At 45.2% G+C, this 23,875-nt stretch carries 18 protein-coding genes; 11 read left to right on the top strand and 7 right to left on the bottom strand.

Going from position 1 to position 23,875, the window contains the following annotated elements:
* Nucleotides 1-24: 24 nt before the first annotated feature.
* Nucleotides 25-1,455 (bottom strand): Gfo/Idh/MocA family protein, encoded by a 1,431-nt coding sequence (locus ACYVGR_RS35395; RefSeq protein WP_460965298.1) that lies wholly within the window; start codon nt 1,453-1,455, stop codon nt 25-27.
* A 285-nt stretch (nt 1,456-1,740) separates the two neighbouring features.
* On the opposite strand from ACYVGR_RS35395, the gene ACYVGR_RS35390 reads away from it, so the two are divergent.
* The 3 genes from ACYVGR_RS35390 to rodA all read left to right on the top strand — a co-directional run bounded on the left by ACYVGR_RS35390 (nt 1,741) and on the right by rodA (nt 6,267).
* Nucleotides 1,741-2,784 (top strand): SMP-30/gluconolactonase/LRE family protein, encoded by a 1,044-nt coding sequence (locus ACYVGR_RS35390; RefSeq protein ID WP_460965296.1) that lies wholly within the window; start codon nt 1,741-1,743, stop codon nt 2,782-2,784.
* Between the two features lie 142 nt (nt 2,785-2,926).
* On the top strand, nt 2,927-4,879 hold the full coding sequence (locus ACYVGR_RS35385; protein WP_460965294.1) for a penicillin-binding transpeptidase domain-containing protein: 1,953 nt from the start codon (nt 2,927-2,929) through the stop codon (nt 4,877-4,879).
* A gap of 107 nt (nt 4,880-4,986) precedes the next feature.
* Nucleotides 4,987-6,267, top strand: a complete 1,281-nt coding sequence (gene rodA / locus ACYVGR_RS35380; RefSeq protein ID WP_460965292.1) for a rod shape-determining protein RodA — start codon at nt 4,987-4,989, stop codon at nt 6,265-6,267.
* 97 nt (nt 6,268-6,364) lie between these two features.
* On the opposite strand, the gene ACYVGR_RS35375 is transcribed toward rodA, so the two are convergent.
* The gene (locus ACYVGR_RS35375) at nt 6,365-6,820 is read right to left on the bottom strand and encodes a DUF1440 domain-containing protein (protein WP_460965290.1); all 456 of its coding nucleotides are present in this window, start codon (nt 6,818-6,820) and stop codon (nt 6,365-6,367) included.
* 88 nt (nt 6,821-6,908) lie between these two features.
* Entirely contained in the window at nt 6,909-7,379 is a 471-nt protein-coding gene (locus ACYVGR_RS35370) for a lipocalin-like domain-containing protein (RefSeq protein WP_460965288.1), read from the bottom strand.
* A 400-nt stretch (nt 7,380-7,779) separates the two neighbouring features.
* On the opposite strand from ACYVGR_RS35370, the gene ACYVGR_RS35365 reads away from it, so the two are divergent.
* On the top strand, nt 7,780-8,556 hold the full coding sequence (locus ACYVGR_RS35365) for a helix-turn-helix domain-containing protein (RefSeq protein ID WP_460965286.1): 777 nt from the start codon (nt 7,780-7,782) through the stop codon (nt 8,554-8,556).
* A 134-nt stretch (nt 8,557-8,690) separates the two neighbouring features.
* Nucleotides 8,691-9,473, top strand: a complete 783-nt coding sequence (locus tag ACYVGR_RS35360) for a helix-turn-helix transcriptional regulator (RefSeq protein ID WP_460965285.1) — start codon at nt 8,691-8,693, stop codon at nt 9,471-9,473.
* Between the two features lie 171 nt (nt 9,474-9,644).
* On the opposite strand, the gene ACYVGR_RS35355 is transcribed toward ACYVGR_RS35360, so the two are convergent.
* A complete protein-coding gene (locus ACYVGR_RS35355) occupies nt 9,645-9,869 on the bottom strand; it encodes a hypothetical protein (RefSeq protein WP_460965283.1) in 225 nt (74 codons plus the stop codon).
* Nucleotides 9,870-10,607: 738 nt separating this feature from the next.
* A complete protein-coding gene (locus ACYVGR_RS35350; RefSeq protein WP_460965282.1) occupies nt 10,608-12,998 on the bottom strand; it encodes a hypothetical protein in 2,391 nt (796 codons plus the stop codon).
* Nucleotides 12,999-13,497: 499 nt separating this feature from the next.
* Here ACYVGR_RS35350 and ACYVGR_RS35345 point away from each other — a divergent pair, with 499 nt between their 5' ends.
* Nucleotides 13,498-16,104 carry a substrate-binding domain-containing protein gene (locus ACYVGR_RS35345; RefSeq protein ID WP_460965280.1) on the top strand — a complete coding sequence of 869 codons (2,607 nt, stop codon included), beginning with the start codon at nt 13,498-13,500 and terminating at the stop codon, nt 16,102-16,104.
* 16 nt (nt 16,105-16,120) lie between these two features.
* Here ACYVGR_RS35345 and ACYVGR_RS35340 read toward each other — a convergent pair whose 3' ends face one another.
* Entirely contained in the window at nt 16,121-18,169 is a 2,049-nt protein-coding gene (locus ACYVGR_RS35340; RefSeq protein WP_460965279.1) for an alpha/beta hydrolase domain-containing protein, read from the bottom strand.
* Between the two features lie 416 nt (nt 18,170-18,585).
* Nucleotides 18,586-19,833 carry a beta-ketoacyl-ACP synthase II gene (gene fabF, locus ACYVGR_RS35335; protein ID WP_460965277.1) on the bottom strand — a complete coding sequence of 416 codons (1,248 nt, stop codon included), beginning with the start codon at nt 19,831-19,833 and terminating at the stop codon, nt 18,586-18,588.
* A gap of 410 nt (nt 19,834-20,243) precedes the next feature.
* On the opposite strand from fabF, the gene ACYVGR_RS35330 reads away from it, so the two are divergent.
* From ACYVGR_RS35330 to ACYVGR_RS35310, 5 genes are all read left to right on the top strand, one after another.
* The gene (locus ACYVGR_RS35330; RefSeq protein ID WP_460965275.1) at nt 20,244-20,981 is read left to right on the top strand and encodes an SDR family oxidoreductase; all 738 of its coding nucleotides are present in this window, start codon (nt 20,244-20,246) and stop codon (nt 20,979-20,981) included.
* 132 nt (nt 20,982-21,113) lie between these two features.
* Nucleotides 21,114-21,983 carry an AraC family transcriptional regulator gene (locus ACYVGR_RS35325; RefSeq protein WP_460965273.1) on the top strand — a complete coding sequence of 290 codons (870 nt, stop codon included), beginning with the start codon at nt 21,114-21,116 and terminating at the stop codon, nt 21,981-21,983.
* 126 nt (nt 21,984-22,109) lie between these two features.
* Complete coding sequence (locus ACYVGR_RS35320) at nt 22,110-22,502, top strand: DUF983 domain-containing protein (protein ID WP_460965271.1); 393 nt, start codon at nt 22,110-22,112, stop codon at nt 22,500-22,502.
* A gap of 416 nt (nt 22,503-22,918) precedes the next feature.
* Entirely contained in the window at nt 22,919-23,329 is a 411-nt protein-coding gene (locus tag ACYVGR_RS35315; RefSeq protein WP_460965270.1) for a hypothetical protein, read from the top strand.
* 120 nt (nt 23,330-23,449) lie between these two features.
* Nucleotides 23,450-23,875 carry a hypothetical protein gene (locus ACYVGR_RS35310; RefSeq protein WP_460965267.1) on the top strand — a complete coding sequence of 142 codons (426 nt, stop codon included), beginning with the start codon at nt 23,450-23,452 and terminating at the stop codon, nt 23,873-23,875.

Raw genomic sequence — 23,875 nt, 5'->3', positions numbered from 1 at the left:
ACTAATAAACGTCGATAAAGTCGCTTAGGCGTTTAGGATCTTCATATTAATTGGGTCCCAGTTCATTACTTTTTTCTGGAAGTAACTGATGTTGCCGCACTGAGTTGGCCCACAAGCCCGCAGACCAAACGTAGCATCTTCGATGTTTGGTGCACCTGTACGGATCGAGTTGAAGAAATTGGCAAAGTGTTCGTAACGGTCGCCTTTATATTCTTTCGGGAAGCTGTATTTAAACTCCTTCGGACCAACCAATTCTGGCACTTGTGGGTATAACTTGTTGTATTCAGCGATATAAAGTTCTTTTTGGTCTTTCGGGAAATTGTCGATCGACATGCCGGGTGCCTTCGGGAACTTGTTCCGGTGAACGGTCAACGAGTCGAAACCGAGTGATAGATCCCCTTCGGTACCCACAATCCGAACCAGATAATTACCACCACCACCATCAACGAAATTGGAGCGAGTAGTTAAGTTAAACTCGGGATGTTCGGCTGTTTTGCCGTAATCATAAATACTTAACTGAATATCGGGTACATCACGACCATCTTTCCAATAGCGTGTTCCTCCCGTTGAATACACCCGGTTTGGACCTTTTGAGCCTGTAATGCAGTGTAATGAGGTTAATAAGTGAACGTACAGGTCACCCGCAATGCCAGTACCATAGTCCTGATAATTCCGCCACCGGAAAAAACGGAGCGGGTCCCAGGGGCGCTTGGGGGCACTGCCCAGATACGTATCCCAGTCAACGGTTTGGGGCGATGCATCAGGTGGAACCGAGTATTGCCAGGCACCCATCGCACTGTGGCGATCGTAGATGGCTTCGGCAAATACGAGTTCCCCAATGTCTCCGGCTTTCATCAGTTCACGAGCTTTGGCAATCAGCAACGAACTGGCAAACTGGCTACCCACCTGAAAAACCTTACCGGTTTCTTTGGATACTTTTATCAACGTGTGGCCATCCTCAACTTTCTGGACCATCGGTTTTTCGCAATACACGTGCTTGCCTTTGCGCATCGCATCCGAGGAAATTTTTTCGTGCCAGTGGTCCGTTGTCGCATTAATTACGGCATCAACGTCTTTGCGTTCCAGAATCTGGCGGTAGTCCTTCGTTACAGGCAGTTGGTCGCCCCAAAGCTCCTTTGCCCGACGTAGTCGACCATCATACAAATCGCAGGCAGCAACCATCTCAACACCATCGACCATGAGTGCCGTTTGCATATCGCCAATGCCCATGCCTCCCGTACCAATGAGCGCAATCCGCACTTTGTCATTGGCTGAGGTGCTGGAGTGACTACGAACCAGATTTAAATACTGGGGAGCGGCAATTGGGGTTTCGGCAAGTGCAGCGGGTGCAGCGGCAGCAGCTGTACCGGCAATACCAAGGGTTTTCAGAAACGTCCGTCGAGAGTTGTTTTCTTCATTAGCTGAGGAAGAGGCCCCTTTGTTATTCTTTATCATGAGATACTGTTGAGAATTTAGAAAATGCCTTTAAAAATACGGTATGTTTTCAGGAATAGAACCGGACTAACTGATTTTATACGCAATCTGGTTTACGCATTATTTAACTACGCAAAATAGAGAAAAAGATACTATCTGTGTCGAAAAAGAAGCTATTTCTGTGTCTTATTGGGCAACTCCATCGTCCCAGTAAAAAGGATCATTAGAAAGTAACCTTTCCTGCTCTTTTCTAGTGGCTGTACCCCAAATTCATCGTACCATTGATATAAATTCCTGATATTAACCATGAAATCAAAACCGTTACTGCTAATAGGCTGGCTGGGCCTTGTTCTTAGTTCAGCCAGTGCCCAAACAACGCCATTTCCTACCATCGGTCAGATTGTGAAGGCTGACCCCCGATTAGACAAACTTGTATCCGCAGATGCCAAAATTGAGGTACTGGCGAGTGGCTTCGATTGGACCGAAGGGCCGATTTGGGTGAAAAATGAAGCCTTTCTTCTCTTTTCCGATGTGCCTAAGAATACCATTTTCAAGTGGACCGACAAAGAAGGAGTGACTCCATTTCTGAAACCCTCCGGCTATACAGGTCTTGGTCCCTACAGCGATGAACCCGGTTCCAATGGGTTGACCATTGACAAACAAGGACGGCTAATTGCCTGCGAACATGGCGATCGGCGGGTTACGGCTATGTCGATGACCGGTGCTGGGGGCAAACGGACCTTAGCCGATAATTATAACGGCAAGCGGTTCAACAGCCCTAATGATGTGGTGGCTCACTCGAACGGCAGCTATTACTTCACCGATCCACCGTACGGTATGCCGAAGAAAGAAAAAGATCCGGGTCGCGAGACAGACGGTTGGGGCGTTTATCGCATTGCTCCCGAACGGGCTGGTGTACCGGGGACGGTTTCTATTGTTGTCGGTGATCTGACCCGACCTAACGGAATTGCGCTCTCGCCCGATGAGAAAATACTTTTTGTAGCTCAGTCAGACCCATTGCGGCCAGTTGTAATGGCCTATCCGATCCAACCTGATGGTTCGGTAGGTAAAGGACGCATCGTATTTGGGCCGGAGCAGATGAAAAAGCAAAATCTTGAAGGTGGTTTCGATGGTATGAAAGTAGATCGTGACGGTAACCTCTGGGTGACAGGTGGGGGCGGTGTTCTGGTTCTGGCTCCAACGCAGGGAGGTGGCCCCTATGATTTTCTGGGACACCTCAAAATTGGCGGTGCTACGGCCAACTGCGCCTGGGGTGACGACGGATCTACACTTTATATTACCGCCGACATGTATCTCTGCCGGATTCGAACGTTTGCTAAGGGGTGGTGATAGTTAATGATGAATTATGAATGATGAATGTTGAGGTAGAAAAATTTCCGACTGCTTTACTCATCATTTATCATTCATAATTCATCATTAATATCCTAACTTTGTAGAGAGTACATCGCTTGATTGAACGGAATTTATTCTCATGTTAGAGAATCGGAAGTGGGTCATTATCGGCCTTTTTTGCATAGTCGGATTAACGTATCTGGCTCGGTTGTTTTATTTACAGGTTTTAGATGATACCTACTCGCTGGGTGCATCGAAAAACTCCATTAAGCGGGTTGTCGAAATACCGTATAGAGGTCAGATTTATGACCGGAATAATCAATTAATCGTCTATAATACACCCGTTTACGATCTGTATGTCACGCCAAAGCAGGTGCGGATTCCTGATACGGCTGCGTTCTGCCGGATGATGGCCATCACCCCTGCCGATTTCGATAGTATCATGGGGTTGGCCAAGAACTATTCGACCGTAAAACCGTCGCTTTTCTTGCGGCAACTCTCCAAAGAAGATTTTGCCCGAATTCAGGATGCGTTGGTCGATTATCGGGGCTTTGAACCGGTGATTAGTTCTATGCGCACGTATCCGGCTCATACGATGGCGAATGCGCTTGGGTATGTGAGTGAAATCAGCAAGAAACAACTCGAAAATCAGGACATCGTATACTATCGGCAAGGCGATTATATTGGACATAACGGTCTGGAGGAACAATACGAAGAGCAACTGAGAGGTAAGCGGGGCGTTAAGTTTATGATGCAGAACGTCCGGGGGGTAAATAAAGGCTCCTGGAAAAATGGAGAGTTCGATACACTGGCTGTAGCCGGACAGAATTTGATTACGGGGATTGACGTAGAGGTGCAGAAATACGCTGATAGTTTAATGCAGAATAAAGTAGGCTCTGTATTGGCAATCGAACCCTCATCAGGCGAAATACTAGTCTCCGTGTCGGCCCCGACTTATGACCCGAATCTGCTATCGAGCCGTTTCTTTTCGAAGAATTACCGCGCATTGATTAAGAATCCCTATAAACCGCTCATTAATCGGCCCATTATGGCCAGTTATCGGCCCGGTTCTACGTTCAAATTGATTCAGGCTTTAATTGCTCAGCAACAAGGTTCTCTGTTTCCCAATACCGTTTATGGACACAGCGGATCGCCGATGCGATGCCACTGTCGTGGAGGGAACAACCTGCGTGGGGCGATTCAAAATTCCTGTAACCCTTATTTTTACTATGTATTTCGTAAGTTTCTCTATTTCAACGGAGAGCACAATACATTTAAGGCATCGGCAATTGGGTTGAAGCAATGGCACGACATGGCCGAGAAGTTTGGGATGGGCGCTCGGCTCGGTATTGATTTACCGAGTGAACTAAAAGGCAACCTGCCTACACCGGAATATTACGATAAAGCCTATCGTGGTCAATTGCGGTGGAAGTTTTCCAACGTCTATTCATTAAGTATTGGGGAGGGCGAATTACTCATCAGCCCGCTGAAACTGGCTAATCTGGCCGCAACCATTGCCAACCGGGGCTGGTACATTACCCCGCACTATATCAAAGGATTTGGAAAAGCAGGCGCAGGGGTACCGGCAGAATATCTCGAAAAGCACCAAACAGGCATCGACTATCAATATTACCTCCCCGTGATTGACGGAATGCGTCGGGCTGTTCTTGCCGGAACAGTGACGCCTTTAGTAAATACAACCAACATTGAACTATGTGGCAAGAGTGGTACCTCCCAGAACGCTAAGTTTGGCCACAAATTTGACCACTCTATTTTCATTGGTTTTGCCCCCATGAACAACCCTAAAATTGCGGTTGCGGTGTTTGTTGAAAACGCAGGTTGGGGAGGTAAAGCAGCCGCTTCAGTAGCGGCTCTGGTTGCCGAGCGGTATTTGAAACGCAAAACCGAAGCCCTGAAATTGGATGAACAGGTAAAAGCATCGAATTACCTGCCACCCGCCCAGTTCCTTCCTGGAGCGAAGAAGCCTGTTGCTCCTAAAAAAGACACAACTCAGAAAACGCCTATTGCCAAACCATTGATGACGGTTACCAAGCCCCAATCAATTTCAACAATGGCTGTTAGCGGAAACTAACTGAATTACGAGTTGCGAATTACGATGTACGATTTATATCAAATCGGTGATTTACTGAAATCTTACATCGTAATTCGTAACTCGCACATCGTAAATCATAATGCACCTTGGCTCGCCAAAACGACCCCTTCTCACAAAACATTGACTGGCTCACGCTCCTGTTGTATTTCGCTTGCGTTACGATGGGCTGGCTCAATGTCTATGCTGCTGTATACAGCCCCGAAGATCACACCAGCCTGTTCGACTTGTCGAACAATGCTGGCAAACAGTTAATGTGGATTGGTACAACTGTGATTCTGATTATTTGTATTCTGGTTATCAATCACACGTTTTTCGATACGTTTGCCTTTGTGTTCTATGGCTTTATGATTCTAATGTTGATTCTGGTACTTTTTCTCGGAACCAACATAAATGGGTCAAGGTCGTGGTTCAAGTTTGGCTCATTTACCATTCAACCAGCTGAGTTTACCAAAGTGGCAACAGCCTTGGCATTGGCTAAATATCTGGATGTGCCAGGAATAAATCTGTCTAAACAGAAAGATCTGCTCTTTATTGCCGGCATCATCGTGTTGCCTTGTATTCTGATTCTGGCCTCTAACGAAACTGGCTCTACACTTGTATTTGCATCATTTGTGATAATGCTTTACCGGGAGGGATTGCCGGGTTGGATTCCGGCGGTTGGGCTGGGGGCAGCAGCTTTGTTTATTTTAGCACTGGTATTCCCCAAATTATATATTTTTCTGGGTATCGTTGTGTTGTTACTACTAGTCATTCTATTAATGCCACGCTATAATCGAACGATGCCTAATCTGCTGGGGATTGGCTTGGTTGGATTGATGATGATGGGCTATGTGGCAGGGGTTGATTTCTTTGTGAACAGTGTTCTGCAAAAACACCAGCGTAACCGAATTAAAGTCTTAGTCGATCCAACGATCGACCCACTCGGTGTGGGCTGGAATGTAACACAGGCAAAAATTGCGATTGGGTCTGGGCGGCTTCAGGGAAAGGGTTTTCTGGAGGGAACACAAACTAAATTTGACTTTGTACCCGAACAAAGTACCGACTTTATCTTCTGTACAATTGGCGAAGAGCATGGCTTTATTGGTAGTCTCATTGTTATAGCCATGTTTGTCGGGCTACTCACTCGCATTGTTATTCTGGCCGAAAAACAACGCACTAAATTTGCCCGCGTATACGGCTACTGCGTGGCTGGGATTATCTTCTTCCACGTCATGGTCAATATTGGTATGACTATTGGCTTAATGCCTGTAATCGGGATTCCCTTACCGTTTTTTAGCTCTGGCGGTTCCTCGCTCTGGTCGTTTTCCATACTACTGTTTATCTTCCTCAAACTCGATTCCCGTCGGGCAGGAGCCATGTGGCGCTAGAGAATCATTGGCTCCGAGGAGTAAGCCGAGCCCAAGTAGAGGCTACTGAAAGCAATGGCTTATACGAAAATATATAAGTCAACAGAGACATTGGCCCTCAACTAGAGTAATGCCTGTTCACAATAAGTGAGATAGGCAGTCCGACCATGATCATGATAATTGCCATACCAATGGCAGCTTTAGAAAGATCGAATGGTGCAGAGGGGACCCTACTCAATGGCAATACTACTCGGTTCATTACCAACCAAATCAATACACCATAGAGTAGGCCGATAGCAACCGGACTCGTGATAAACCGTTGTAGTTGTGGGTAAATCAGAAAGTAAAACGCTGCGAATAGTAACGCGATGAGAAAGTGAAAAGCCAACCCCCAAAGAACCATCGACACACCACCTGTTAACGCTTCTGGTCCGAAAACGCCACTGGCTACGTACCGCCAAACGACCGAGGGGTCTTTACCTCCTCTGATTATTGTCATGCCCATGGCGGCAATCGCATCCAAAATACCAGCTACCAATCCGGCCTTGACAATTGTGCGAGCGGGCGTTTTCATGGTGGTAGATCAGTTAGCGTAATCGTGCTTACTTTCAGGGATTTAGAATATAAAATTAGGCCTTCAAGATAGCTATAATTCCAGGGAATCAGATCCGTTGATAAATGATCGTCATACGTTTCGCTTTGGTCGGGTTGGGCATTTTAGGGTTTTCTGCGTAGTTGAAAATCCAGGTCATGGTATTACCCTGAAGATTCACCTCATAAGTAGCTTGTGGAATGTCTTTCATCGTGGTTGTGACAAGTACCTTATTCCCACTCATTGTCCATCGGCCCGATGCATTCATAGATTCGATGGTTTTCTTTAAGGCTCCGCAAGCATCCGGAACGTTGGTTTTCAGTGTCCCGTCGGCACTGAAGGTGTAGGTTATATCCTTTGTACAAGGCATATTCTTTTCCATCATCTTATTCATATCGGTAGTTTTTCCGTCACCGTCTACCAGCAGCATAGATGTACGTTTCCAAGTGCCGGTGACTGTATCGAAGGCAGGTGAAAATATTGGACGAAAAGCAGTTCCAAGAAGGGTAATCAACGTTATTAAAAAGAAGAAGCGGCCCATAAACTAGCGTAGTTGTTGGTTTGAGGCCGTAAACTAAACTGCCGCTCAACCAAAAGGAAAAACCTTTGAGTGAACGGCAGTTAGTCGTTAGCGAACGGCGTACAAGCGTATTTTATTACTGACCAGTACGTTTCGCTATCAGTAAATTAAGAGAGGTGTGGATAGAAATTATACATTAATAAAATAGGTATTCTGTTCATTGAGTAGGATTCGCCTGACAAATCTTGTTACCTGAATCTGTAAAAAAAGCAAGCTACAATCGCCATCTCTGCACCCTAATTGCTTAATAGGTACTATATATAATTCCTTTACATTCACAAAGAAACGCATTAAGTGGCCATGCGTTCAATACTGATCATTCAGTATTTTTGGTGATTATTCACACCGAAAGCCAATTGAGATGCCCACCCATGATTATAGCTTTTCGCTGATTAGAAAGATATGGCGTTCCGATTTACTTGAACCGAACATTGCAGAAATTGAGGAATTGATCCAGGTGAATCCACTGTTGCACGAAACGTTATTGCTCCAGGGGACAGTGTTGGCGATACTCGACATCAGTACCTTTCAATACGTGGGTATCTGGGGAGATTTGGAAAACCTGGTGGGCTGGAGTAAAGAAGAGCTTTTTGAGGGTGGAGCCGCATTTTACATCTCTAAATTCTTACCCGCCGATCAGGCAGGTTTTACAATCATATCACAACTCATCAATGATTACGTCGGAAAGCTTAGCCCTGCTGAACTTTCAAAATTGCGCACAATATATGATTATAGCATCATGCGAAAAGATGGACAGCCAGTACGAATAGGGCAGGAAAGTGTCATTTTAAAAGCCGATTCTGAAGGACGGACGCTTTACTCGCTGGCTTTAGCATCCGACATTTCACATTTGAACAAAGAAAGTACGCAACACCTCTGTTTTCTAAATGGGTCTGAACGACAATTATATGCCATTGATAATACAACCGATCAATACCGCCAGATCGATGTACTTAGTCGACGGGAAGTCCAAATTGCTCAATTGCTGAGTCAGAACCTGACCAGTGAACAAATTGCCGAACAATTATTTATTAGTACGCATACTGTTAATACGCATCGTCAGAAAATGATTCGAAAAATGGGCTTGAGTAATACAACCGATCTTCTGAATTTTCTGAAAATATATCGGCTCATTTAATCAATGGATAATGGCCTAATTGTTAGCAGGCTGTGTGATACTCACTATCCATTTTACATTATCCATTATTTATTGCCAATTGACTCCAGCTGCGAGTTGTGCGCTTCTTTTATCCACTAGCTACTGTAACCCATATGAGCACTGTTAATCAGAATCGGTTTAGTTTCGGATCATTTCAAAAAGCATGGAATAAGGGTGTTGAAGCTGCCGATATCAGTGAGATCAGCGAAATGCTTGCGCATAACCCTCTGTTAAACCAGACCCTATTATTACAAGGATCGGCATTGGCGGTAAAAGACATTACCAGAATGCACTATCCATTGATTTTAGGCGATGTCGAAAATGTATGTGGTTGGTCTAAGGAACTGTTTTTTAAAGAAGGCGTAGAGGCCCTCATTGCCCGAATTCCTCTCGCCGACCGGCCCGGGGTTGAAGAAATGACAAAAGTGATTAATGCCTATGTTGCTGCATTGCCTCCGGAAAAACTAAAGTCGTTTCGGGCTATTTTTGATTATCGCCTGATGCGTAAAGATGGCCGTGTTGCCCGGATATGTCAGGAAAGTATCGTTCTTAAAACCGACTCGAAGGGTAATATTCTTTTCCTGCTTGCCCTGGTGTCCGACATATCCTACGTTAAACGCATTCAAAAACAGCACCTTCATTTAACTGACGGAAAAGAACATTTACTTTTTGAAGTCGATGATTCGAATCAATGTAAACCGGTCGACCTTTTAACTAAGCGTGAGTTAGAAATATTGAAGTTGTTGAATTTGAGCCTGACCAGCGATCAAATTGCCGAAAGATTGTTCATTAGTCCCAACACGGTTAATACTCACCGGCAGAAAATGATTCGGAAAATGGGCATGAGCGACACGACCGACTTGATAAATTTCCTGAAAGTTTATCGACTGTTGTAGGGACTGTACGGGATCATCTATCACTAATTCTCAGTAAGTTTTAGCTGGCTACCGTCATGCCCACCAGGCATGGTTACCACAAGATTTAAGATTACGATATCAGTGCTTACTGGACCATGATGTTGACAAAAAGCCGTTGCCATCGCAACGGCTTTTTGTCAAAGTTTATGACTATAGTGCGCCTTCATGGGCACGCAACTGATGGTATCGATTGAGACCGACCGAAGACCGTTTACCAGTTGAGGTTATTGCGCCAATCGATGGGTTTGCCTGAACATCAGTAACCGAATCAATAGTTTTTTCGGAAGCTGCCAAGGCAATTAAGGTAGCCATCTCAGCATTCAGATGTTCCAGCTTTTGTTGTAATGAAATAAGACGTTTTTCTAAGGAATTCATAATGATGGTATTTTAGTATGTTTAGCCTCTTCAGGGAAGTTTCCCTAAAGCAGGAAGATGGAAAGCCAATTAAATTCGGGGGCGAATATTGCCACCAAAGGGCATTGAAAGTCGGGACAGACTTTCGAATCCTTGGGCGTTTCGGTCAATAAAGCCTAGGATGAATAAACGGGAAAAAGTACAAATACTGATCCACGTCGCCCTTGCTTTGTTTTCGTGTTTTAGCGCGTGTGAGAATTTCATAACTATAGTAATTTGTTAATAATCAATAGAGGTAGAGCCCTGTCGAAAACTTATTCCTCTCAGCTATATAACAGGAATGAGTGCTAGAATAGTTTGGTTTTGTTGGTATAGTACAAAAAGTGCCTTTGATTTTTCATCGAAAAGGCTAATTATACAAGTGATTCTTTAGGAAGTAATATGATTTTTGGCGCTGATAGAGAATGGATCTGGCCTTGTACCAACTATCAATCAGAATACAGTGGAATTATAAAAACCTGTGTGGCTTAATCGGCCAGAGGCCGGTTAATAATAGGCATAAGGCTGGAGCCATGCCCTATTAGAGCACAAGTGATACAACCGATCTCTATTAAATTTTTTGAAAGTTTACCGGCTTTGTAGGAAAGCATATAGTGAGTTTTATAAGTTGGGGTAATAACTCATTACTGCTATCACTTTCTATCGATACATGATTTTTCATCAAACTAGGTATCGATAGAAAAGTGTGTTAGCCCGAGATTAGAGGTCTAATACTAATTGGCTAGACATCCCAATGCTTAGGGTTTGACCAGGATCATAGTTGATTTTTTGTGCATTCGCTACGTATCCTGTAGGTATACTTACTGCGTGTTTAATTTGTAGTACATCGGTGTGAACTGGAACTCTATTCTCTGACCAGATAGAAGGATCATCCCAAGTTCCAACTTTGAGCGTGTACATATTAGTTGTCACTAACGGCCGTACAGTTAAGGAAAAAGCAGTAGACCAGACACTACCGCAACTACCTGTTATCAAGCAATAATAAGATTGGCTTTGATCCACCTGGACATTGCCCAGCGAAAGGGTAGCGCTTGTTTGGCTTGGTAAGGGTTGGTTGGTAGTAGGGCTGTTAAGGTACCATTGGTAAGTCAGGTTACTGCCAGTAGCCGCAACATTTACTATAACAGCCTTCCCTGCTGTTAAAGTACTAGACATGGGCGGTTGTTGTGTAATAGCCGTTGGCAGATTGACCGTAATACTAAGCAAATTGCTAATTGGACTTATACAGCCATTGACCGTGCAGGAAGCTGTATAGGTTGTACTTTGAGTGGGAGTTATATTGAGGTAACTGCCTGTCGCTCCACTCGACCATGCTACAGCGCCTGAGCAGCCAGCAGCCTGCAATGTCACAGAAGTTCCTAGACAGATTGCGTCGTTGAGGACTGTACACTCGGTTACCTTCACTATCCAATAATCATTACTGCCTTGAGAAGGCTGTGACTTATCGCCATTCTGACCCGATTGAGAAGTGCCTCCCAATAGATACCCACCATCTGACGTACCGATCAAACTATTCAGGGCATCATTATCATTTCCACCAAAACGTTTATCCCAGACTTTGTTGCCATTGGCATCAATTTTTATCACCCAATAATCATAGGTACCTTGAGAAGGTTGTGATTTATCTCCATTTTGATATGATGAAGAAGAGCCTGCTAGCAAATAACCACCATCTGGTGTGGCTATTAGACTGGAAAGATTTTCATAACCATTTCCACCAAAACGTTTATCCCAGAGTTTGTTACCATTAGCATCGACTTTTACGACCCAGTAATCATCGTACCCTTGAGAAGGTTGTGATTTATCTCCATTTTGGTTGGAAGCAGAAGTTCCTCCCAGCAAATAGCCTCCATCCGAGGTTGTGATTGTACTAAAGAGATAATCGTAGTCTGTTCCACCAAAACGTTTGTCCCAGACTTTGTTGCCATTGGCATCAATTTTTACGACCCAATAGTCATAGCTACCTTGAGAAGGTTGTGATTTATCCCCGTTCTGACCGGATGAAGAACGGCCTCCCAATAAATAACCACCATCCAAACCGGCTGTTAAGCTGAAGAGATAATCGTAGTCTGTGCCACCAAAACGTTTATCCCAGACTTTGTTGCCATTGGCATCAATTTTTATCACCCAATAATCAATATTGCCTTGTGACGATTGCGATTTATCGCCATTCTGACCAGATGAAGAAGTGCCTCCCAGCAGATAGCCGCCATCCGAAGTCGCAATTGTACTGAAGAGATAATCATCGTCTGTTCCACCAAAACGTTTGTCCCAGAGTTTATTCCCATTAGCATCGATTTTCACGACCCAATAGTCGTTGTTACCTTGAGAAGGTTGCGATTTATCGCCAGATTGACCAGAATAGGAATAGCCAGCAAGCAGATAGCCGCCGTCAGAAGTTTTGACTATACCATTAAGGACATCAGCATCGTTCCCGCCAAATCGCTTATCCCAGAGTTTGTTGCCATTAGCATCGATCTTTATAATCCAATAGTCGTCGTACCCTTGAGAAGATTGTGACTTGTCGCCACTTTGTCCTGATCTAGAAGTACCTCCCAGCAAATAGCCGCCGTCTGATGTGGCTACCTGGCTAGTGAGATTATAATCGTTATCTGTTCCGCCCAATCGTTTATCCCATACTTTCTGGATGCCATCATTGCTGCAGAGAAACGCGTTTATTGTTGGGGCAACTGGCTGATTATGAACCGTTAGGCTAAGCTTGGCTGGCAAACTCGTCATACACCCAAATTGGGTGCAGGTAGCCGCATAGGTAGTGGAGTTAGTTGGCGAAACGATAATGCTGCTTGTTGAAGCTCCTGTATTCCAGTTAATTGTTCCTAAACACTCTGTTGCAGTAATCGTTAGACTTTGGCCTGCACAAATGCTGGATGAAGGCGTCGCAGATACGGTAGGGGTAGGAGAAATGCAACTGGACTTAAGTACTTCGGCTAGGTCTCGATTAGTAGGTGAATTAATGGCGGAGCCTAATGACCCTAAACTTAGATTATAGAATGCACCCTTTAATAGGATTTGAGATTGGGCTGAATTCAGAAAAAAGCTAAAAATGAGAAAAGATAATAAGCGCTTCACGAAGATTGACAGGTGGATTTTATTTGTATACCTATTGGTATAATATATGACTGACTCGCTTAGACTCCATGTACAAATTGATCCTAAACGGGTCAGTAAGGTATTAAAAGAAACCGAAAATAGTATACTTTTTTTAGGGATTTTGATGTGTAACTTAGATATTATGCTGCACTAATGGCACTGATTATCCTATTGGCAACCTTGCGTTAACATAGCGAAATTATTGGTTTTAGACTTTTTGTTTAAATCCTCATATATTGTGATTAAACAATGTTGAAAATTTGGGCCAACTTCGCTCATGACTATTTTTTTTTGTTGGCTACTAACTGTACAACCACCAGTAGGCAGAAAGTATATTTTTAGGACAGGCTGGCTCTTACTTGGCCTAATCGGATTATGCCTTTCCAGTTGTCAGACGTCTTCCCAAACGAAGACTTACAGGATTGGCTTTTCGCAGCGAACGGAGACCGACAGCTGGCGTAAAACCATGCTGGAGGATATGAACCGAGAATTGTCGTTTTATCCCGATATCGATTTTTTGGTGAAAGACGCAGGTGGGCAAAGCGATAAGCAGGTTGAACAAATTCAGGAACTTATCAATCAACATGTCGACCTGCTCATTGTGTCGCCGAATGCCGCCCGGCCTATTACCCCTATTGTTGAAAAAGCTTACCAACAGGGAATTCCGGTAATCATATTGGATCGACGAACCGTATCCGATCAGTACATTGCTTATGTCGGTGCCGACAATGTGGAAGTTGGGCGTACTGCCGGAGCTTATGCCAATACACTCCTGGACGGAGTAGGGGAGGTAATCGAGATCGGGGAGTCGCCGGGGTCGTCGGCTGATATTGATCGGCACCGTGGTTTTGTTGAAGCGATCAGTCATCATCCCGGAATCCGGTTGGTGAAAAAGCTGGAAGGCGACTGGGATAAACATTCGTTTGCCGATGAACTGACTCAATTGCTGAAAGCTGAGCCAACCGTTCAACTTATTTTCGCGCAGAACGACCGTACGGCCCTAAAAGCTCATGCAATATGTAGGCAATTGGGGCTCGACCAGCGAGTGAAAATTATTGGCGTGGATGGTTTGCCCGGCAAAAATGAAGGCATTGATCTCGTAGAACGAGGTATTCTGAAGGCGACAGTGCTTTATCCTACCGGCGGAAAGGAAGCGATTCGGACGGCGTTGGCGATCCTGCAAAAACAAGCATTTAAGCGTGAGAACCGGTTGCCCATCACGCTGGTCGATTCGTCGAATGTGCGGATAATGAAACTTCAGAATGCTAAAATAGCCGAGCAACAGGCTGATATTGAAAAGCAAAGTGACCGCATCGATGCCTTAAATCGGACGTATACATCCCAGAAAAACACGCTTTATTTCATTCTCGGTAGTCTGATTATTGCTATTGCATTGGGCGGATGGGCTTTGTATTTATTTCGGACGAAACAGGGAGCTTACCAATTACTGGAAAAACAGAATCGAGCGATCCGGGAACAAAAGGATGAAATTGAACGGGTATCGCAGCAGGCTCGTTTGGCCACCGAAGAAAAGCTCAGGTTCTATTCCTACATATCGCACGAATTCAATACACCCCTAAGTCTGATTCTGACACCCACGGAAGATTTGCTGGGAAAGAAAAACGTTAGTTCCTACGATCTCCGAAGTAACCTGTCGATGGTGCAGAAAAATGCGTATCGACTCCTACGGCTAGTCGATCAAATGTTGGACTTACGTAAAACCGATGCCGGGAAACTGCAATTGCGTACGGCGGAACAGGATATTGTTGCGTTTGTGCGTGACATCGTTCTGGACTTTCGGCGCAAGGCTGAAAAACAGCGGATTGATTTACAGTTGATCACAAACCTCTCGAACGAACTTGTCTGGTTCGACGCTGAGAAACTCGACAAGGTGTTGTTCAATCTGCTATCGAATGCGTTTAAATATACACCCAAAGGTGGCTTGATCCATGTTCGGCTGGATCGGCTGGATACACAAATTCAAATTCAGGTTCAGGACAATGGCCAGGGCATGACCCCAGATGAACAGGCTCACGCGTTCGATTTATTTTATAGCGGAGCCAAGTCATTTAATCTGTCTAAAGGAATAGGGCTGGCACTATCGATGGAGTTCATTCAACTGCACCGGGGTACTATTTGTGTGCAATCTATTAAGGATAAAGGTACCACGTTTACAATGTTGTTACCACTCGGTAATCAGCACCTGACGGCGGACGAAATGGTTAGATCGACGAGTCGCAATCCGCTATTTCAACAACACCAGCTAACAGAGTTTACCGATGACGTGGAGCCAATACCTGTTTCGTTCCCGACCAAACAGGCTGGTACACTGTTGATCATCGAAGATAACGACGATCTCCGGACATTCCTGACAACTCGCCTGGGTACAGAATTCGACATTGTTGCTGAAAGTACTGGAGAAAAAGGATGGGAGCGAGCATTGGAAATTATTCCTGACCTGATCATCAGCGATGTTATGCTGTCGGGGCAGGTTGCCGATGCTATGGACGGCTTAGAATTGACGCAGCGAATAAAAACCGATTTGCGAACCTCGCATATTCCGGTAGTGTTGCTAACGGCCAATGGGCAGGTGGAAAATCGCATTGAGGGTACCCGCGCCGGAGCTGATATCTACCTGACAAAACCCTTTAACACGACACATCTACTGGAAACGCTTCGCACAACGTTGGCCAATCGACAGAAATGGCAACAGCGATTTGCGTCTGATTTTGCTCCACAATCCGGTAATCGGGAGGAGAAAAAATTCCTGAATGAGCTTACGGTATTGATCGAGCAGAACCTGACCGATCCGGCCTTTGGGGTTGAAAAGCTGAGTCGCGAAATGGGGCTTTCGCGGGTGCAGTTATATCGTAAAGTGCAGGCGCTGCTCAATATGAATGTGATGGATTACCTGACCGAAATCCGGTTAAAACGCGCCAAGTATCTTCTGAAAGAGACCAATAAGCCTATGGCTGAAATTGCCGATGAAACAGGCTTTAATTCGGCGGCTTATTTCACTACATTCTTTAAGCAACATACAAAAAAGACGCCATCCGAATACCGGAAATCGCCACAGGGGGCTTAAGTGTCAGGTAATAAAATTATTTCAACACATCACTAGCTTCGGCGTTTTTAATATAATCTTTCGCATCGTCGGGAAGTAGCATGCGTTGTGTAACTAATTCATTGACAGACTTTGTAATCGCTTTTACATAATTGTCATGGGTACGATAACGTTCCTCTACCGATAAGCGCGGATCGTTACTTGCTATCCGTTCGGCTTTAGTTTTTTTGAACGGTATGAATTGGCCAGCGCCTTCGCAACCTTCATTTTGGCCAAAATCGGTACTTCGTAAAGCCCAGCCTGTGGTGGTGGCTGTCGGAACGGCAACAATGGGTAAACGAATGCCTGCTATCTCGTTGCCATCATGGTCAACTTTAGACACAAAATTCACATACGTCGGTCGATTGGCTATAGCGGGTGGATAATTGGTTAGAGCCCCCTGGTTAAAAGTGGGGCCAAAATCAAGCTGATAACGCGTTGTGATAAGTCCCGTATACGTTACACCTGGAATAGTCGGCCAGCCAAGTTTTTCTTGAGGCACAACTCCTGTTTGCAAGCCCGGTTGTGGGATTGCTACTATAGCGTTCCCAGCTGACTTCCGGGGTACAGCGCTCTTAGGCGGCTCAATGCCTTTCGTTACCCAATCGTCCAGTGCCATAAATAGCGCCCGCAAAACTGGGTCAGCGTTAGTAGGGTTCTGAAATTGTTGACACATTCCGCGTGAAGTTGCATTGCCAGTACCATGCTGAGCACCAGCCACGAGGAAGAAGCGGACATTCTCGGGGTCGGGCAGATCGTTTCCTTTGGGATCGGTATGCAGGAGCGAAGCGGCTTTGACCCAATACTCGTTTGCTGAATTAACCTCAAACACCTTGGGGCAGGTGTTACTCGACAAACAGGCTGCCATACGACCTGCTGTTTTCCCCGTAAACGGATCGGTCATAATGGGATACGCAAACGGGAAAATAGCTTCAGGATAAAGGTGATTCTGGCGATTTCGCTCGGTGCGGGACGGTTGGGCAAACCGAACATTCAGGCCGATACCACTTCCGCCACCCAGCCAGTTTTCAATTCCATCAAGAACTCGTTTCCCTGTCTCATCGGCATTAAAACCCAATGTTTGAAAATCATTGAGGTAACGAGCCGGTTGAGAAACGGCAAAAGAAAAGGTAAACTTGATATCGTTGGCCAATGGGTTTGGGGTGCCGAAATTATCGCTGGTTGCATACCGTAGGAACGAAACGAAATCTCGTGTTGCTGCCAGTCCAATACCCGCCACTATCGGATTACTGGCGGTATATGCAAACTCGTAAATAGCACTTTGTCGAAACGGAGTTCCAGCCGGTAGTAGTCGAATCGTGCGCTCATTGACGTATTCCCAGCCATCGGCCGGAATAACGGTGGGGGTATCCTGTAAATGATTGCGTACGGTAAGCGTTGCCTGACTTTTGTTTACTGTCGCGGCAGGGTAGGCTAGCGTGTAATTCGTCGACGTTGCATTGTCATAAACTATATATTCGTAGGAGGGGCCTGTAATGGGTGAGTCATCCGCGTTTTTAGCGATGGGGACGTTGATAGTCAGGTTGTTATTTGTGGGGTTTGCCGATGGGTCCCATCCGTTCCAGACAATGCTGTACCCTCGATTCATCAGAAAGGCGTCACCTGCCTGTGCTGCTGTTGAAGGGTCATTGCCGCCACTGCTTTTATTGAACCCGCCAAAGAGTTTACCTCCCCGATTATTTACTTCCAGAAAAAGCTTGTGATTGCCTTTAGTCAGATCAATGGGTTTGAGAATGTAAATATCCATTGCATACTCAACCATCCCTTTTGCATTGCGAGGGGCTAGTTGGATGTCGGTAATAAGCGCGTTTTGGGGACTGGCTGGGTCAAGTTCACCATAAGCTTTTCCCCGAAGTTTTTCATAAGCACCTACTTGCCCAAATACCTTACCCTCAAACGTTGGCGCCTGCCGGCTGGTGATCTCGATTCGAATAATACGGGCCTGAGCCATCGGTCCGGCAAGTATCGCAATGGCTAATAGGCAGTTAATAAGGGCTACTTGTCGAACAGATTTCGGCCTATGCATAGGTGAGGTTTCTTTTTGGTAAAATCCTTTTTTCGATCTGACCTACTTGCTCTTTCTACTTGCCACTAAGCTAAAATTCAATGAAACTTGAAAAGAATCTATTATCGTTCGATGATTGTGATGTCAGTTTTGAGAAACTGACGCGATAGCTTTTAAGAAACCTGTCGGATAGACTGTCAGCTTAATTAGGTTTTGAGAAACCTCGCTTGTCAGTTTTGAGAAACTGACATCACAACAGTCTGTTCTCTTACAGACCGAGGATACTTGTAAAAATCCCTAGTGGACAGGCTTAGCCCCTCTCCTTATTTCAAGGAGAGGGGTTGGGGTGAGGTGAATTGCTGCCGTTAGGTGAATCACATTAGTAGACTACTTTACCCTCACCCCCGGCCCCTCTCCCAAAACGGGAGAGGGGGGCATTAAGACACTTTCTGAAAAATAACCGTACCATTATGACCACCAAATCCAAAGGTGTTGCTCATCGTCGTTCGGACATCGGAAGGAATGGTTTCCTGCAAAACAATCGATAGATTTTTGGGGATTTCGGGGTCTAATTCACTGGTGTTGATCGTAGGGGGAATGACGTTGTCGCGCATCGAAAGCAGGCAGATAATGGCTTCGATGGCCCCAGCAGCTCCCAGCAAATGACCGGTTATCGACTTGGTGGCGCTGATTTTAAGTTTGGTTTTATCGGGACCAGTGAGCTTAGCTACCGCTTTTATTTCTGATATATCGCCGAGAGGGGTTGAGGTAGCGTGGGTGTTCAGGTAATCTACGTCGGCAATTGTCAATCCTGCCTCATCTAAAGCAAGTTGCATGGCTTTGGCTGCGCCTAAACCTTCTGGATGAGTGGCGGTCATGTGGTACGCATCGGCCGTCATGGCGGCTCCCGTAATTTCGCCGTAAATCGTTGCGCCCCGTTTCACCGCATGTTCATACTCCTCCAAAACCAGGGCACCAGCGCCTTCGGCCATCACGAACCCATCCCGATGAACATCGAATGGCCGCGAGGCTGCAACGGGATCATCATTGCGGGTTGACATGGCTTTTAGGGCGCTAAAACCACCGAACGAGGCTGGCGTAATTGGGGCTTCAGAGCCGCCAGTAATGATTATTTTAGCCTTCCCAAGCCGGATGTAGTTGAACGCATCCATAATCGCGGTGTTCGACGTGGCACAAGCCGAAACCGTTGTATAATTAATGCCCATATAGCCATTACGAATCGAAATCATGCCCGATGCCATATTGACGATGAGCTTTGGAACAAAGAACGGACTGAATCGAGGTTGACCAGTTCCCTGAACATACTCGGTTACTTGTTGCTCAAACGTTTCCATACCACCCTGGCCTGAACCCCAGATTACGCCCACATCGAATGGGTCCATTTGGGCAAAATCAAAACCGGAATCCTTGATGGCCTGATCGGAGGCAATGAGCGCGTACTGCGTAAAGGGGTCGGTTCGTTTGATGTCGGCGTGGCTTAAAAACTGCGAAGCCGCATAGTTTTTGAGTTCAGCCGCGAAATGCGTCCGGAATAAAGACGCATCGAAGTGAGTAATTGTAGCGGCTCCACTGCGCCCGGCAACAACATTTTCCCAGAAAGTTGGAATGTCATTGCCCACAGGAGTTAATGCGCCAATACCTGTAATAACAACTCGGTGTAACATTTTCGTTGATGCTAAAATAAGAACTGAGCTAGTTGGTAAACCAATGAACAGTTCATCGATCTGAGTAAAAAGCAGGCAAAGATATTGAATATTGTACCGAAAGGTATATTTTATTTGCGTACTGTTTTTCTCAAAACAACGAGACTGATTCGCTCAGTATGCGGATAACAGTTTGATAGAAAGACTTCGTTCCATCAGTATGGCCCCTTTATAATCATAATTGACCTTACCTAAACTCTTTGAGAGAAGAGGGAAAATAGTTAATGGGGTATCGCGGCCAAAAAAAGATTGAAAATTTTTGAACTAAAATATACCGATTGGTATTTTATTGCCACTAGTCGACAGTTACTATTCACTACATTGGAAACGTCGGCCTAGTATCAACTCATTCGCTTAGATTGTTCGTAGAAATGAAAACGACTCAGAATACCATCTTAATTACCGGCGGAAGCGCAGGCATCGGATTTGAAATTGCCAAGCAATTCGACCAAAAAGGGAATCATGTAATTATTACTGGCAGAAGTGAAGAACGCTTGAAAAAAGCGGCTGCCCAACTGAAAAACGTAACGGCTATTGTCTGCGACGTAACGAATGAAGACGAGATAAATGGGTTGGTGGACAGATTATATGCAGACTTCCCTAATCTGAATATGCTGATCAACAACGCCGGGAATGCATTCTATTATAAGCTGGAAGCAGAAGCGAATGCATTTGATAAGGCGCGTGAAGAAATGCTCACTAATTATCTCTCAATTATCCGGCTCACCGAAAAACTGATTCCTTTACTAAATAAACAGGAAAGTTCGGCCATCGTGAATGTATCATCGATTGTTGCCTTTGCTCCTAATCACACCTTACCAACTTATGCTGCCAGCAAAGCTGCTCTGCACTCTTACACCCAATCGTTGCGCATCACGCTGGAAAGAAGCTCAACGACGAAGGTGTTTGAGTTGATGCCTCCGCTGGTCAATACCGATTTCTCGCAGGCAATTGGCGGAGCGAATGGAATTGCTCCCTCGGTAGTTGCCGACGATTTACTCGACGCGTTGGAAAACGACGAGTACGAAATTCATGTGGGCGACACCGCTCAGATTTATGCCTTGTCGCTTTCTTCACCCGCTAGTGCTCTGGCAGCTATGAATGGCTAGAGTACGTTACTGGCTAACAAGCTGGTTGATTGCATGAGGCATTACTGTTAGCAGTAGTGTCAGTTTTGAGAAACTGACACTACTGCTGAATACCTACCCGTTTTTCGTGTATTTTGCCTCAAAAAGTTCAATATGTCCCTGGCTGTCCCTGTTTATAAGCTTCAGTCGTTTCCGCGTCATGAACCCGATGCGCTCTTTTACATGACTCGCCTGGAGAAACTGGTGCAAGAGTTTAAAGGGATCGACAATCCGCATTCGCATACGTTCTATTTGCTGATGTGGATTGTGCAGGGGAGCGGTACACATACCATCGATTTTAGAACGTATCCAATCGGGCCTTCTCAACTTTACTTTCTTACGCCCGGTCAGGTACACAGCTGGGAGCTGTCTGCTGATGTTCAGGGATATAATCTGTTTTTCGACGCTAATTTCTTTCGGGCGCGCTTTGGGAATCGGCTGTATCAGTATCCGTTTTTTCATTCGCACCAGCACCAACCCTTGTTGGAAGTTACCGACCAGCAACCCTTGTTTAGCGACTTGTTTCGGTATGCGTACAAGGAATATGAAAATCAACAACCTAATCGGGCCGATGTATTTCTATCGTTTGTGCATATTCTGTTAGAGACCGCTAACCGGATTTATAATCAACAGTGGGTGGGAACGGATACCCATTTCTATGATCGGATTCGCGATTATGAAGAGTTGATCGAAAGCCAATTCCTGACAGTTAGAGAGGTGAGCGCTTATGCCGACCAGATGAACCTGACGCCAAATTACCTGAATCATATCTGCAAAAAAGTGCTGGGTAAAACCGCCAGTCAGCTTCTGTATGAACGCATTGCGATTGAAGCGCAACGACTACTAACACACACGACTCAGTCGGTAAAGGAAATAGGATTTCAACTGGGCTTCGAGGACCCATCTTACTTTGTGCGGTTTTTCAAGAAAACAGTGGGGCAGACTCCCGCCGAATTCAGGCAATTATTGGGAGCCCATCGGTGATTTGTACCATACATGGCTTGGTTTGTCTTTTCAGGGAGATTTGCAGTCCGTTACCTTTGTCAAGTAAAAACTGCCTGAGCAACAGTTGATTTTCAGACAAAGTCGTCTGCCCATAGCTCCCAAGCCATGTTAACCGATAGCCGATTATATAGCGTTGTTTTCAATAAATGTCCCCGTTGTCATGAAGGCGATTTCTTTGTAGCCAAGAGTGCCTTCAGCAAAAATTTCGACAAAATGCATGAGCATTGCCCGCATTGTGGCGAGAACTTCATGCCTGAACCTGGTTTTTACTGGGCCTCTATGTTTGTGAGCTATGCGTTTTACACCATTTATACCCTGACTACGTTTTTCATCTTTGTTCAATGGCTGAATGTTGATGTGAATTATTACCTGATTGGCCTCATTCCAACTCTGGTTCTGCTGACTCCCTATTTCTTTCGGATGGCCCGCCGGACATGGTTAACCTTATTCATTGCTCCAAAACCAGAGCACAAAGCCGGAATCCCTCATCAAGTGTAGTTTTATACGTTTTTTGAAAACACCGAGCCCCGATTTACTCGTCACAGTAAATCGGGGCTCGGTGTTTTTATTGAACCTGTTTTACCTTACTATAGTCGGACCATAATTGAGTTTTTTTGTCATCCCGACGCAGGAGGGATCTTCGGTGGAGGATTATTTTATGGACGCTACCGAAGATCCCTCCTGCGTCGGGATGACAAAAAATACCCCGTTTTTTTTACAATTGGAAAGTTCAGACAGCTTCATTTAAAACCTAATTTCTTTTTGTCATCCCGGCAAAAAGAGTCATATTAAATCCTGTCAAAAAGGCAAATAGGAAGGTTTTACAATTCCTTTACAAGGTTTTACAGCCTTTTACCGACTGATTTATAGGGGCCTCATACATTTGTTTGATCACGAATTAAACACGGAAAATCATGCGAAATGTAATGAGACTTGCGCTCATCGTTGGTGGGTGTACCCTGGCCAATCTTTCCTTTGGCCAGCAGACTTTCAAAGACTGTGCGGCTGCTTTTGTCGGAAACAAAATGGTCGTGAATGAATACTCCCCGAAGGGAACCTGCAAACTCCCCGCTACGGCGACGGGTAAACTAACCGTAAATACAGTAGAACTATCATCGACAGAAAGCAAAGCTGTTGATCCGATTTCGTTTAAAATTGCGATACGCGACAAAGCAACTCAAACGCTGGTGCTTTATTCAAAAGAAGCATTTAAACAGGTGCCTGTTCAGAAGGTATTGGCAAAATGTCACAAAGGCGATCATATTGTTCTACTGACATTAGATAAGTCGTATGCATTACCGCATAATGAAATTCTGGTTCAATAATCGTGTAATTAAGCGCTCACCTTTAATCGCTCTCTTCTGATGATCAAGCAACTTTTTGTACTAGTCTCATTGGCGTTGATACCATTGCTGATAAACGCAAAGGTTAAAAAGGCACGAATAATGTCTGGGCATAACGAAGTCCGGGGAAGTGAACCCGCTAAAAAAGTTAACTTTTATGGTAATCCAATTGTGCTGAATGATAAACCGCTGGATTATAGTACATTCACCAAGGCCAGTCGGGGAGAACTAGCCCTGGTGGAAGGCGACCCCGAATCGAAAGACGCCACAAAGGTTCCGTTTCGGGTCTATATTCGACGGTTGGGCACAGTGGCTGAACAAAGTGTGCTAGAGAGTGCTCAGTCTGTATATTACCGTATTGAGGTGGCTGATGTGTTGGCATTCGCCCACCCAGGAGACGATCTGATTATTGAACCGGCCAGAAAAACGGACTCGGTAGCCAGACGTGTTATCAAAGTGAAAGCGTCCAATACATGCTTGCCGGTTAACTGGCTTTATTTTTCGGTAAACGGGCGCCCCGGATGCTAG

It is taken from the genome of Spirosoma litoris (assembly GCF_054776755.1).
This window is presented reverse-complemented; position numbering and strand designations above follow the sequence as displayed.